Source organism: Rhizobium sp. KNZ2-6A (assembly GCF_056755475.1).
The window spans coordinates 110,465-123,408 of the sequence record NZ_JBNDIC010000001.1 but is presented as its reverse complement, the minus strand read 5'-3'; the positions used below and the strand labels follow the sequence as shown (position 1 = coordinate 123,408).

Sequence of the window (12,944 nt, the reverse complement as noted above, 5' to 3'; positions counted from 1 at the left end):
CTTTACGACGGGTAACAAAATATGCTTGCTTAAACGTTAAATGGCCTCTCATGCGGCGTTTTTTTGCGGGTCATCCGGGTCTATGCCATAGTCCTTCAACTTCCGATAGAGAGTTGAGCGCCCGATACCAAGCTTCCTTGCCACCTGACTCATCTGCCCGCGATAGAATTTCAAGGCAAATCGGATCAGTTCTTCCTCGACATCCGCCAGTTTTCTGACATCGCCTGATGTGTTGGTGCTGACGATGACATTGTCGGAAGCGCTCTCCGAAGCATCACTTCCCGGAAGAGAGGAGGTTGCAGCCGCACCCTGAAGAAGGGCGTGTGCGGTCCGTTCCGCTCTCTCGGTTGCGATGACATCCGCCGCGTGCGCGTGCGAATTATCCACAACTAAAGTCGGATGCTCGGCAGCGAAATAGCCCGGCAACTGCGCGGCGATCTGCGGAAAATCGCTATCGAGCAGTTCCGGTCCTTCAGACAGGACGACTGCGCGGAAGATCGCGTTTTCGAGCTGGCGGATATTGCCCGGCCAGTCATAGGCCGTCAGCAGCGCAAGCGCGTCGTTGCTGATCCCGAGCGGATGGTCGAGCTTCTGCTCCAGCGCGAACCGGTCTACGAAGGCGCGTGCCAGATGCGGAATATCTTCCTTGCGGCGGCGCAATGCCGGCATGGTGATCGGGAAGACATTGAGGCGATAGTAAAGATCCTCGCGGAACCGCCCTGCCTTGACCTCCTCGATCAGATCCTTGTTGGTCGCCGAGATCAGCCGGACATTGACCTTCTGCGCGACGCGCGCGCCGACGGTCTCGATTTCGCCCTGCTGGACGGCGCGCAGCAGCTTGACCTGGACCTCCAGCGGCAGATCGCCGATCTCGTCGAGGAATAGCGTGCCGCCATCGGCTTCCATGAACTTGCCGACATGGCGCTCAGCCGCACCCGTGAATGCGCCCTTCTCGTGGCCGAAAAGGATACTTTCGACGAGATTGTGCGGAATGGCGCCGCAGTTGACCGTCACGAACGGCTTGCCGGCCCGGTCGCTGGCAGCCTGGATGGCCCGCGCGACCAGCTCCTTGCCGACGCCGGATTCGCCTTCCAGCACGACCGGGATATTCGATTGCGCCGCGCGATGGGCAAGGTCGATGACGCGCATCATCGCCGGGCTTGCCGAGACGATATCGTCGAAGGTGATACTGCTCGAGCGCGACTTGCGCCCGGCACGAGCCTTGGCCTCGCGCTGGTCGAGCTTCAGGGCGTTTGCGATCGATGCCGCAATGCGCTCGGGCGATACCGGCTTGACGACGAAATCGAAGGCACCGGCCCGCATGGCCTGCACCACGGTGTCGATGCCGCCCTGCCCCGTCTGGACGATCACGGGCAGATCGATGCCCATATCGTTCAGTGCGCCCAGGAACTCGATGCCGTTCATCTCCGGCATCATGAGATCGAGCACGATCACATTGATCTGATCGCTGCTGCGCTTCAAAACTTCAAGGCCGAGACGGCCATTCTCTGCCAAATGGGCGACGTGTCCGTGCCGCTCGATGGCATTCTTCAGCAGACGGCGTTGAATCGGATCATCCTCAACAACGAGAATCTGCGCGCCTCCCTTGGCGCTATTGTAAACGGTCATTGGTGCCTCACTTCATGCGAAACCTGAAGCGAACACTCGCAGAAAGGCTTGAACACGAAGTTTTGCCAAATCATCGCATTTTAATCATTATGACGAATGTAATATCGCTTATGTTTCAAGCGCCAATGCAGGGAAATCAGGCCTTGCGGCATGCTTTTCAGCCGAATAGACACGAACGGACCGGACGTTCCGTAAAATAAAAGCAGAGGAAATATCGCCCATGAGCCCGACCTCGCTCCGTCAATCCTTTAACTTCTCCGCAAGCCAGGCCGCCGGCCAAGCGCTTGGCGACCTGCCAGCCTGGAAGCTCAGCGATCTCTATCCGTCCGCCACCTCGCAGGCCTTCCTCGATGACATGGAAAAAGCCGGCAAGATGGCCGTTGCCTTCGAGGAAAAGTGGAAGGGAAAGCTTACCGATGCCGCCGCCAAATCGGGCGATGCCGGTATCGGCGCCGCCCTCAAGGAGTATGAGGCGCTTGACGACATTATGGGCCGCCTCGGCTCGTTCGCCGGGCTCACCTACTTTTCCAATACGACCGATCCGAACAACGGCAAGCTCTATGGCGATGTCCAGACAAAGCTCACGGACTATTCCTCCCATCTTTTGTTCTTCCCGCTGGAACTGAACCGCATCGACGACGCTGTCATGGACGCTTGCATGGCGAACGACCCCGCTGCTGGCCACTATCGCCCCTGGATCGTCGACCTGCGCAAGGACAAGCCGCACCAGCTCGACGATAGGCTGGAGCAGCTGTTCCTGGAAAAATCCATGACGAGTGCCGCTGCTTTTAACCGGCTGTTCGACGAGACGATGGCGGAGCTGCGCTTCGAGATCGACGGCGAGAAGCAGCCGCTGGAAGTCGCCTTGAACATGCTGCAGGAACAGGACCCCGAGGTGCGTCGCAGGGCCGCCATGGCGCTTGCCGAAACCTTCAAGGCCAATCTGCGCACCTTCACGCTCATCACCAATACGCTCGCCAAGGACAAGGAAATCGCCGATCGCTGGCGCGGCTTCGAGGATATCGCCGACTCGAGGCATCTGGCCAACCGTGTCGAGCGCGAGGTGGTGGATGCGCTGGCGGCCGCCGTGCGCGAGGCCTATCCGCGCCTCTCGCACCGCTATTACAAGATGAAAGCCAAGTGGCTCGGCATGGATCAGATGAATTTCTGGGACCGCAACGCGCCGCTGCCGGAAACGCCCAATGCGCTGATCCCTTGGAACGAGGCGAAGGATACGGTGCTATCAGCCTACGGCAGCTTCTCCCCGGAAATGGCAGATATCGCCAAGCGCTTCTTCGATGAAGAATGGATCGATGCCCCGGTGCGTCCAGGAAAGGCGCCGGGCGCTTTTGCGCATCCGACCGTGCCGTCGGCCCACCCTTACGTTCTCGTCAACTATATGGGCAAGCCGCGCGATGTCATGACGTTGGCCCACGAACTTGGCCATGGCGTGCACCAGGTGCTGGCGGGCGGCCAGGGCGCATTGATGTGCCAGACGCCGCTGACATTGGCCGAAACCGCCTCCGTCTTCGGCGAGATGCTGACCTTCCGCGCGCTCCTCGACAAGACCACCGACAAGCGCGAGCGCAAGGCCATGCTCGCCCAGAAGGTCGAGGACATGATCAATACGGTCGTGCGCCAGATCGCCTTCTATGAATTCGAGCGCAAGGTGCATACCGCCCGCAAGAATGGCGAGCTGACATCGGACAATATCGGCGAGCTGTGGCTCTCCGTGCAGGAGGAGAGCTTGGGCCCGGCGATCAAGATTTCCGAGGGCTACGAGACCTATTGGGCCTATATCCCCCATTTCATCCACTCGCCCTTCTACGTCTATGCCTATGCCTTCGGCGATTGCCTGGTGAACTCGCTCTATGCGGTCTATCGCAACGCAGAAAAGGGCTTCCAGGACAAGTATTTCGAACTGCTCAAGGCAGGCGGCACCAAGCATCACTCCGAACTCCTGAAGCCTTTCGGCCTCGACGCCACCGATCCGTCGTTCTGGAGCAAGGGACTGTCGATGATCGAAGGGCTGATCGATGAGCTGGAAGCGCTAGATAAGAACTGAGCTTAAGAGAAGCAGGACAGGCACGTTCGCCATTGCTGCAGTTTTGTGCCTGACAATCGACATAACAACGACCCGATAGACACCCGCGCATGGCCGATGCCATACCCTACGTCCTCTTCAGGGACGACAGCACAGGGCAGGTGATGATCTTCGCCGAGCCGGCCGAGATCATCATGGCCCATACGCGTGCGCAGTTTTTCGATGCGCTGGATCGCATGGAAAAGGCCAGGCGAGAGGGAAAATGGCTGGCCGGCTACATGGCCTATGAGGCTGGGCATCTCTTCGAGGAAAAGCTCACGGCCTTTGCCGAGGAAAACAGGGAAACGCCCCTGCTCTGCTTCGGGGTTTTCGCCGCACCCGCCGCCGACGGCCATCCGCTTGGCCAGCCGGCACAGCGCCTGGAAAACCAGGAATTCCTAACGGAACCGAAAGCCGCCTGGAATTTCGAGATATATAAGGAACGCTTCGACAGGCTGCATTGGCATCTGCGCCAGGGTGATTGCTATCAGGCGAACCTTACCATGCCGATCCATGCCCGCTGGAACGGCGATCCCCGCGCCGCATTCTGGTCGCTGATCGAACGGCAGCCGGTGAAATACGGCGCGCTCGTCGATCTCGGCGGGCCGATCATCCTGTCGCGCTCGCCGGAGCTTTTCTTCCGCACGGATGAGGACGGCTGGATCGAGACGCATCCGATGAAGGGCACCGCCAAGCGCGGCAAGGATGCCGCCGAGGATGACGAGATCATCGCCGCCATGCTGGCCGACGAAAAGACGCAGGCCGAAAACCGCATGATCGTCGACCTGCTGCGCAACGATATCTCGCGTATCACCGAAGTCGGCACGCTCGACGTTCCCAGGCTGTTCGAGATCGAGACCTATCCCACGCTGCACCAGATGGTGAGCCACGTGCAGGCCAGGCTGCTTCCCGGCATATCAATCCGCGATATCCTCGCAGCGCTCTTCCCCTGCGGCTCGATCACCGGCGCGCCGAAGATGCGGGCAATGGAAATCCTGCATGAGCTCGAAGACACCCCCCGCGACGCCTATTGCGGCGCGATCGGCATGATCTCGCCGACCGGCGCCATGCGGTTTTCCGTGGCGATCCGCACGATCACGCTTTTCGAAGACGGCCGCGCGGTGTTCAATATCGGCGGAGGCATCGTCTTCGATTCGACGGCGGAAGCGGAATACGAGGAATGCCTCCTCAAGGCGCGCTTTGCCGTGGGGGACCGATGGATCGACCGGTAGAGGATTTTTCCCTGATCGAGACGCTGCGCTACGAGCCGGAAACCGGCTTCGTCCGCCTGCGCCTGCACCTCGCCCGGCTGCAGCGCTCCGCTCGCCGCCTCGGCTTTTCAGCGCCGAAGAACGTGCTCGGAAAACTCGAGCAGGCTGTTGCCGGTGCAGCCACGCCCTTACGGGTTCGGCTGACGCTGGACCGCGAGGGGCAAACGGCGGTGACGACCGCCCCCTTTACTCCGCTGCCGCCCGACACCATCTGGCGCGTCCGCATCGCCGCGACCCGGCTCGATTCCACCGACAAGCTGCTGCGTGTCAAGACCACGCGCCGTGGCGTCTATGAAGCGGCGCGCGCCGAATATCGGCCCGATGAAGCGGACGAGGTGCTGCTGCTCAATGAGAAGGACGAGGTGTGCGAGGGGACGATCACCTCGGTCTTCATTGAGGATGGTCCGGACGCGCTGCGCACTCCGCCGATTTCCGCCGGCCTGCTGGCGGGCGTCCTGCGCACCGAACTTATCTGCCAGCGCAAGGCCCGCGTCGGCCGCATCCGCCTTGATGACCTGAAAGACCGCACCCTTTACGTCGGAAACTCCCTGCGCGGCCTGATCCGCGCGCAACTCCTATGGAATTGATCGAATGTTCATCCTCTCGCTCACCTATCTCAAGGGCAATGACGAAGCCGACAAATACATGGAACCGCATATGGCCTGGGTGAAGGAAGGCTATGCCAAGGGGTGGTTTCTAGCCTCCGGCCGCAAGGTGCCGCGCACCGGCGGCGTCGTGTTCGCCCGCGGCGAGCGGACGGAGCTGGAAGCCTATGTCGCAGCCGACCCCTTCACCATCCATGGCATCGCCGTCTACGAGGTCCAGGAAATCGCCCTCACCACCGTCACCGATGGCTTGGAAGCCTTAAAGGCCTGATCGACGAAGGCGGCCGCCGGAGCCCAGTTCCCGCTAGGTCAGTGAAAACAAACCTTGAAGGCAACAAACTCGTCGCATATGGCGTGTATGTTGGCCTTCTTGACTTTGTTCGGCTAACCCTGAACAGCTCTTTATTGTGACATCAAATTATGATTAGAGCCGCTCATCTCGCGTTTTCGCGCAAACTCTGCCAGCGCTTTCGCGCAAACTCTGATTGAATTTCGCAAACCGAACGGCGTCCTGCCTTTCGAAGGAGAAAAGAATGACGGAAAAGAACTATCCGGTATATGCCGAAATTACCGGTCCGATCGTGATGATCGGCTTTGGCTCCATCGGCCGCGGCACCCTGCCCCTGATCGAGCGCCATTTCAAATTCGACAAAAGCCGGATGGTGGTCATCGACCCGCAGATGGATGCCGAGCACCTGGCGATCCTCGAAAAGCATGGCGTCCGTCATATCAAGGAATATGTCACCAGGGATAATTACAAGGATCTCCTGAAACCGCTCCTGACGGAAGGCGGCGGCCAGGGCTTCTGCGTCAATCTTTCGGTCGATACCGGCTCGCTCGACTTGGTCAAGCTTTGCCGCAAGCTCGACGTGCTCTACATCGACACCGTCGTCGAACCCTGGCTCGGCTTCTATTTCGACAAGAGCCTGAAGAACGCCGACCGCACCAACTATGCGCTGCGCGAAACCATGCGCAAGGAAAAGGCGAAGAACCCAGGCGGTGCGACGGCCGTTTCCACCTGCGGCGCCAATCCGGGCATGGTCTCGTGGTTCGTCAAGCAGGCGCTCGTCAACCTCGCCAAGGATATCGGCCTGAAGTTCGAAGAGCCGGACCAGCACGATCGCGAAGGCTGGGCCAAGCTGATGAAGAAGGTCGGCGTCAAGGGCGTTCACATCGCCGAGCGCGACACGCAGCGCACCAAGCATCCGAAGCCGCTCAACGTCTTCTGGAACACCTGGTCGGTCGAAGGCTTCATCTCCGAAGGCCTGCAGCCGGCCGAACTCGGCTGGGGCACCCATGAAGAATGGATGCCGAAGAATGCCAAGAAGCACAAGAAGGGCTGCCAGGCCGCCATCTATCTGGAACAGCCGGGCGCCAACACCCGCGTCCGCACCTGGTGCCCGACCCCCGGCCCGCAGTATGGCTTCCTCGTCACGCACAACGAGTCGATCTCGATCGCCGACTATTTCACCGTGCGCGACAAGGACGGCGAAGTAACCTTCCGCCCGACCTGCCATTACGCCTATCATCCCGCCAATGACGCCGTGCTTTCGCTGCACGAAATGTTCGGCAATGGCGGCACCGCGCAGCCGGTCCATCACGTTCTCGACGAGGACGAGCTCGAGGACGGCATCGACGAACTCGGCGTGTTGCTCTACGGCCATGCCAAGAACGCCTACTGGTACGGTTCGCGCCTGTCTCTCGAAGAGACCCGTCGCATCGCTCCCGACCAGAACGCCACCGGCCTGCAGGTCACTTCGGCCGTGCTCGCCGGCATGGTCTGGGCACTGGAAAACCCGACGGCCGGCATCGTGGAAGCCGACGAAGTCGACTACAAGCGCTGCCTCGAAGTGCAGCTGCCCTATCTCGGCCCGGTCGAAGGTCACTACACCGACTGGACGCCGCTCGATGGTCGCCCGGGCCTCTTCCCGGAAGACATCGACACCAAGGACCCCTGGCAATTCCGGAACATTCTGGTTCGCTGAGAGTAACAGCGTTCGTCTGAGCAACGCTTCAATGCCCGCACAGGTCGTGCGGGCATTTTTGTTACGCAAGCCAGATAAATCAAGCAGATCGGCGGTGAAGCCTTGCTTTAGCCCGATGGTCGCGGCATCTTCCTTGCAACCGATGCGCCTCTGGTCCGCCCTTATTCGCGGGAGACATTTATGAAGATAAGAACCTTGCTTGCCCTCGTTGCTGCCACCGCGGCCCTGTCCGCCTGTGTCGATTTCGGCGGATCCAGGCCGCCGCCGATGGGGATGAACACCGGCGCCCAGCCGCGGATGAACTCGGTGGAAGGCAGCTGGGCCGATTCGAACGGCCTGAACTCGACCTTCAACGCCGGCCGCTTCGAAACGCACACCACTGATGGCACGAACCAGCAGATGGCCTCGGGAACCTACACGACCGATCCGTCGGGCACGATCCAGATCAACCTTTATTCGAACATCAAGCGCACATCGTCGAAGGTGAATTGCTTCCTGGCCAATCCAGGCCAGCTCAATTGCACCTCCGAAACCGGCGGGCATTTCTCGCTCAATCGCCAGGGCTGACATGAGTCCACTGGAGGGATAAGGCATCATGCGCGGCATGCTGCTGGTCCTCTATCTGGCTCTTATCGCAGCCTTCCCCGTCGCCCTCCTGGCGACGGTTCTTCCCGTCAACACCTATCGGGCTCAGGGTATCGAGGCGCTCGATTGCGACGGGCCGATCAGCGTCCTCACCTTCGCCTTGCCGGCCTTGCTGATCTATGGCGCCGGCGCGATCGTCCTCTACCGGAAGAGGAAACTGCGCTTTCATCTTGCAGCTTCCCTTTGCTGCCTGCTCGTCTTCTGCGCCGTCGGCTGGAATGCCGCTGCGGCATTGCGGGAATCCTACGGCCTCTCCTCCGCAGAGGCATGCGCCTGATCCGTCGGCCCATCTCGCCGCTTGCAAAAATCCTAATGAAGCCAACAGCTTTTGCTTGCACTCGCTTGTCCGTGATGAAAACATCGGGGCGGGGGGCCGCCGTGAGGCACAGGCGGGCCGGATTGCAATGACCAACAGGAGACACAGATGAAGCAGCCCTTCGGAGTGGGCCTTTTGGCCGCCACGCTGCTGGCGCTCAGCACCAGCGCCGCCTTCGCGGACTATCAGCTCAACATCCTGCATTTCAATGATTTCCATTCGCGCGTGGAATCGATCAACAAGTTCGATGCGACCTGCACCGCAGCCGAGGAAGCCAAGAACGAATGCTTCGGCGGCGCAGCGCGGCTGAAGACCATCATCGATCAGCGGCGCGCCGCACTTGCCGGCCAGAATGTGCTGGTTCTCGACGCCGGCGACAATTTCCAGGGCTCGCTGTTCTACACCACTTACAAGGGTGCGGCCGAAGTCGAATTCCTCAATAGCGTGAAGATCGACGCCATGACGGTCGGCAATCACGAGTTCGATGATGGCGAAGGCCCGCTTGCAGCCTTCCTCGATAAGGCACAGTTCCCGGTCGTGACTGCCAATCTGGTGGTCGACGATCAGTCGAAGCTCGGCCAGCGTATCAAGAAATCCATCGTGCTCGATGTCGGCGGCCAGAAGATCGGCATCGTCGGCGCCGTGACGACCGAAACGCCAGAGCTGGCCTCGCCCGGTCCGCATGTGAAGATCACCGACGATGCCGCCGCCATCAGCGCCGAGGTGGATGCGCTGAAGTCGCAGGGCATCAACAAGATCATCGCTCTCACCCATGTCGGCTATCCCCGCGATGTCGAGAAGATCGCCAAGATCGCTGGCGTCAGCATCGTCGTCGGCGGCCACTCGCATACGCTTTTGTCGAATACCGACCCGAAGGCGGCCGGCCCCTATCCGACCATGGTCGACAATCCGGCAGGCTATAAGGTGCCTGTCGTCCAGGCCGCCTCCTATGGCAAGTACCTCGGCGATCTCGTCGTCACCTTCGACGACAACGGCATCGTCAAGGATGCCAAGGGTGACCCAATCCTTCTCGATGCCTCCATCAAGCCCGATCCGGCGATCGCCGCGCGCGTGCAGGAAATGGCCAAGCCGATCGAGGAGTTGCGCAAGAAGGTCATCGGCAGCTCGCAGGCGCCGATCGAAGGCACGCGTGAAGTCTGCCGTGTTCAGGAATGCTCGATGGGCAATCTCGTCACCGATGCGATGCTCGACCGCACCAAGACGCAAGGCATTTCCATCGCCATCCAGAACGGCGGGGGCCTGCGCGCCTCCATCGGCGCCGGCGATGTCAGCATGGGCGACGTCCTGACCGTGCTGCCCTTCCAGAACACGGTCGCGACCTTCCAGCTGACCGGCGCGGAGGTAAAGGCGGCGCTGGAAAACGGCCTCAGCCAGATCGATGAAGGCGCCGGCCGCTTCCCGCAGGTTGCCGGCCTCAAATACAGCTTCGACAAGACCAAGCCGGCCGGTAGCCGTCTCGTATCCGTCGAAGTGCAGGAAGGCACCGAATTCAAGCCGATCGATCCCGAAAAAACCTATGGCATCGTCAGCAACAATTACATGCGCGCCGGCGGCGACGGCTATGCGGTTTTCGCCAAGGACGGCAAGAATGCCTATGATTTCGGCCCCAATCTGGAATCGGTGGTCTCCGATTATCTCGGCGCACACAACCCCTATAAGCCCTATACGGACGGCCGCATAAGCCAAGTCGGCACCGTCGCGGCGACTGCGCAGCCCGAGCCGGCAAAACCCGCCGATACGACGCAGCAGGCCGCGCCCGAGCAGAAGCCGGCACCGGCCACCGATGGCGGCGCAGCTTCTTCCACGGCGACGCCACCCGCCTCTTCGGCTCCGACCGTCACCACACCCAGCACGACCATGCCGGCAAATCCGACCGCAACGCCATCCGCTCCGCCAAAATCGGACCCGGCCGCGTCGACGCCTGCCACGGCAGCGCCCACGGCCGAAACTCCGGCAACGTCGGCACCCGCGACGAGTGCTCCCGCGGCAACAACGCCGGAGACAACCGCGCCGGCAGCTACGGCCAGCGAGCCGCCGAAGACACCGACGACGCATGTCATCGTCGCCGGCGATACGCTCTGGGATCTTGCCAAGACCTATTATGGCAATGCCGGCCAATGGCACAAGCTTTTGGCCGCCAACTACAATATCAAGCCGCATCATCTCCCGGTCGGCGAAAAATTGAAGATCCCGTCCAAGTAAGGACGATTTGTCTCGCATGAGAGAGCCGGTCCGGGCTTTCCCGGGCCGGCTTTTGTTCTTATGTGAAGTGCTTCATATCTTGAAAGGAATCCAATCGATGACAGCAGACCTCGCCGCGTTTCCGCCCAATCACCCAAGCGCGAAATACGGTAAGGTCGGTGTGCTGCTCATCAATCTCGGAACACCCGACGGCACCGACTATTCCTCGATGCGGCGCTATCTGCGTGAATTCCTGACGGACCGCCGCGTCATCGAATGGTCCCGCTGGAAATGGTATCCGATTCTGTTCGGCATCGTGCTCAACACCCGGCCGCGGAAGGTCGGCAAAGCCTATGAGACGATCTGGAACAAGGAAAGGAACGAGAGCTACCTGCGCACCTACACGCGCAACCAATCCGAGATGATGGCCGAGCGCCTGCGCGACCTACCCAACGTCAAGGTCGACTGGGCCATGCGTTACGGTCAGCCCTCTATCGACGATCGCATTCAGGCACTGAAGGATGAAGGTTGCGAACGCATCGTGCTCTTTCCGCTGTATCCGCAATATGCGGCGGCAACCACGGCAACCGTCAATGATAAGGCGTTCGAGAAACTGGCGACGATGCGCTGGCAGCCAGCAATCCGAACCGTCCCGCAATATCACGATGACGAGACCTATATCGAAGCGCTCGCCAATTCCGTGACCCGACACCTTGCGACGCTGGACTGGAAGCCTGAAAAGATCATCGCATCCTTCCACGGCATCCCCATGTCCTATTTCAAATTGGGCGATCCCTATTATTGCTTCTGTCAGAAGACCGGCCGCCTGCTGCGTGAAAGGCTCGGGCTCTCCGAAGATCAGTTCATGGTCACCTTCCAGTCACGCTTCGGCCCGGAGGAATGGCTGCAGCCCTATACCGACAAGATGGTGGAAGAGCTTGCCAAAGGCGGCACCAAGCGCATCGCCGTTCTCAATCCAGGCTTCGTCTCCGACTGCCTGGAGACGCTGGAGGAAATCGCCGAACAGGCAGCCGAATCCTTCCATCACAATGGCGGCGAGAAATTCACCCATATTCCCTGTCTCAACGACAGCGAAGACGGCATGAAGGTGCTGGAAAAGGTCGTGCGGCGGGAGCTGCTCGGCTGGGTGTAAAAGCCCGCCGGAACTGCGTAAAACAAAGAGATAGAGCGGTTCAGAGATTCCGTGAAAAACCGAACCGCTCGAAGCCTATTGCAGCTGCGGCTTCTTGAGGAAGCTGCCGCGATCGGCCGACTTCACACGCAGCCAGGCCTCGCGGCCATCGCGCAGCACTCGCATGGGGATCTCGGCGCCGGCCGGCCCGCTCTCCCATACCTTGCGGTAGAAGTCCGCGAGCCCGTCGACTTCTCCGTCGCGGATCTCCGAAATGACGTCGCCCCGGCGCAAGCCCGCCTTGGCCGCCGGGCCGCCCTCGGTGACGCTCATGACAACGACCTCGCCATTGCTTTCGGCCGAAAAAGCGCCGAGCCAGGGGCGTGGCGGCTTGTTGACCCGGCCACGCTTGATGAGATCCTCCAGGATCGGCAATAGCAGGTTGATCGGCACGACCATGTTGATGTCGGCGCTATCGCCGTTCTGGGTTGCCATCTGCAAATGCAGCGAGCCGACGCCGAGAAGCTTGCCATCTTCGTCGAGAAGAGCCGCGCCGCCCCATGAGGGATGCGCCGGCGCAACGAAGATCGCCTCATCGACCAGATATTCCCAATAACCGGCAAACTCCTGCTTTGCGACGATCTTCGCCTCGACGAATTGGCCGATCCCGTCGGCAACGACGACTGCATCGCCGATCTCGGCCTTGTCCGCGTCGCCGAACTCCAGGGCGGGCACGTCGAGCGGGCCGAGTGCCTGCACCAGGCCGAACCCGGTTTCCTGATCGTAAGCCAAGGCATGGCCAGGCACGACGCGTCCGCTATTGGTCGTCAACCAGACATTGTCGGCTTCCGTGATCAGGTAGCCGATGGTCAAGACGAGCCCGTTGCCCCGGATGACCACGCCGCTGCCTTCCCTGCGGGTGCCGAGCGTTGCCGCTGTGAAGGCATCTTCCGGAATTGAGGCGTGCACGGCCACGACCGACCGCAAGGTCCTATCGATATTCATAGCTCCACCCTGATGATACGCGATGGTTTGGCTCGAAAGGCTGCATAGCAGCGGAGCCGAAAATTCTTACA

The 12,944-nt window shown here is 60.6% G+C and carries 10 protein-coding genes and 2 pseudogenes; 9 read left to right on the top strand and 3 right to left on the bottom strand.

Annotated features, from left to right (window positions below; genetic code table 11):
- Window positions 1–48: 48 nt before the first annotated feature.
- Window positions 49–261 (bottom strand): annotated as a pseudogene (locus ACPYOP_RS00535) (helix-turn-helix domain-containing protein); the annotation flags it as partial.
- Between the two features lie 116 nt (window positions 262–377).
- Window positions 378–1,629, bottom strand: a pseudogene (locus ACPYOP_RS00530) (sigma-54-dependent transcriptional regulator); the annotation flags it as partial.
- 220 nt (window positions 1,630–1,849) lie between these two features.
- Between ACPYOP_RS00530 and ACPYOP_RS00525 the strand changes: the two are divergent.
- The 9 genes from ACPYOP_RS00525 (at window position 1,850) to hemH (ending at window position 11,889) form a co-directional block, all read left to right on the top strand.
- Window positions 1,850–3,694: a M3 family oligoendopeptidase gene (locus tag ACPYOP_RS00525; protein ID WP_481408444.1), complete on the top strand. Its 1,845-nt coding sequence runs from the start codon at window positions 1,850–1,852 to the stop codon at window positions 3,692–3,694.
- Window positions 3,695–3,783: 89 nt separating this feature from the next.
- Window positions 3,784–4,944: an aminodeoxychorismate synthase component I gene (locus ACPYOP_RS00520; protein WP_481408443.1), complete on the top strand. Its 1,161-nt coding sequence runs from the start codon at window positions 3,784–3,786 to the stop codon at window positions 4,942–4,944.
- Window positions 4,929–5,570, top strand: coding sequence for an aminotransferase class IV family protein (locus ACPYOP_RS00515; protein ID WP_481408442.1), 642 nt, complete (start codon window positions 4,929–4,931; stop codon window positions 5,568–5,570). Before ACPYOP_RS00520 ends, ACPYOP_RS00515 begins: the two co-directional genes overlap by 16 nt.
- A 4-nt stretch (window positions 5,571–5,574) precedes the next feature.
- Window positions 5,575–5,859 carry a YciI family protein gene (locus ACPYOP_RS00510; protein ID WP_120664992.1) on the top strand — a complete coding sequence of 95 codons (285 nt, stop codon included), beginning with the start codon at window positions 5,575–5,577 and terminating at the stop codon, window positions 5,857–5,859.
- Between the two features lie 262 nt (window positions 5,860–6,121).
- On the top strand, window positions 6,122–7,573 hold the full coding sequence (locus ACPYOP_RS00505) for a homospermidine synthase (protein WP_481408441.1): 1,452 nt from the start codon (window positions 6,122–6,124) through the stop codon (window positions 7,571–7,573).
- A 180-nt stretch (window positions 7,574–7,753) separates the two neighbouring features.
- Window positions 7,754–8,140: an outer membrane lipoprotein Omp10 gene (gene omp10, locus ACPYOP_RS00500; RefSeq protein ID WP_481408440.1), complete on the top strand. Its 387-nt coding sequence runs from the start codon at window positions 7,754–7,756 to the stop codon at window positions 8,138–8,140.
- 28 nt (window positions 8,141–8,168) lie between these two features.
- Window positions 8,169–8,495, top strand: coding sequence for a hypothetical protein (locus ACPYOP_RS00495; RefSeq protein WP_481408439.1), 327 nt, complete (start codon window positions 8,169–8,171; stop codon window positions 8,493–8,495).
- 147 nt (window positions 8,496–8,642) lie between these two features.
- Window positions 8,643–10,757: a 5'-nucleotidase C-terminal domain-containing protein gene (locus ACPYOP_RS00490; protein ID WP_481408438.1), complete on the top strand. Its 2,115-nt coding sequence runs from the start codon at window positions 8,643–8,645 to the stop codon at window positions 10,755–10,757.
- Between the two features lie 97 nt (window positions 10,758–10,854).
- The gene (gene hemH / locus ACPYOP_RS00485) at window positions 10,855–11,889 is read left to right on the top strand and encodes a ferrochelatase (protein WP_481408437.1); all 1,035 of its coding nucleotides are present in this window, start codon (window positions 10,855–10,857) and stop codon (window positions 11,887–11,889) included.
- Window positions 11,890–11,964: 75 nt separating this feature from the next.
- Here hemH and ACPYOP_RS00480 read toward each other — a convergent pair whose 3' ends face one another.
- Window positions 11,965–12,873: a S1C family serine protease gene (locus ACPYOP_RS00480; RefSeq protein ID WP_481408436.1), complete on the bottom strand. Its 909-nt coding sequence runs from the start codon at window positions 12,871–12,873 to the stop codon at window positions 11,965–11,967.
- Window positions 12,874–12,944 lie beyond the last annotated feature (71 nt).

Coding starts and splice junctions, on each gene's coding strand:
- ACPYOP_RS00495 (WP_481408439.1), top strand. CDS start 8,169: ATGCGCGGCATGCTGCTGGTCCTCTATCTGGCTCTTATCGCAGCCTTC.
- ACPYOP_RS00520 (WP_481408443.1), top strand. CDS start 3,784: ATGGCCGATGCCATACCCTACGTCCTCTTCAGGGACGACAGCACAGGG.
- ACPYOP_RS00480 (WP_481408436.1), bottom strand. CDS start 12,873: ATGAATATCGATAGGACCTTGCGGTCGGTCGTGGCCGTGCACGCCTCA.
- ACPYOP_RS00510 (WP_120664992.1), top strand. CDS start 5,575: ATGTTCATCCTCTCGCTCACCTATCTCAAGGGCAATGACGAAGCCGAC.
- hemH (WP_481408437.1), top strand. CDS start 10,855: ATGACAGCAGACCTCGCCGCGTTTCCGCCCAATCACCCAAGCGCGAAA.
- ACPYOP_RS00515 (WP_481408442.1), top strand. CDS start 4,929: ATGGATCGACCGGTAGAGGATTTTTCCCTGATCGAGACGCTGCGCTAC.
- ACPYOP_RS00525 (WP_481408444.1), top strand. CDS start 1,850: ATGAGCCCGACCTCGCTCCGTCAATCCTTTAACTTCTCCGCAAGCCAG.
- omp10 (WP_481408440.1), top strand. CDS start 7,754: ATGAAGATAAGAACCTTGCTTGCCCTCGTTGCTGCCACCGCGGCCCTG.
- ACPYOP_RS00505 (WP_481408441.1), top strand. CDS start 6,122: ATGACGGAAAAGAACTATCCGGTATATGCCGAAATTACCGGTCCGATC.
- ACPYOP_RS00490 (WP_481408438.1), top strand. CDS start 8,643: ATGAAGCAGCCCTTCGGAGTGGGCCTTTTGGCCGCCACGCTGCTGGCG.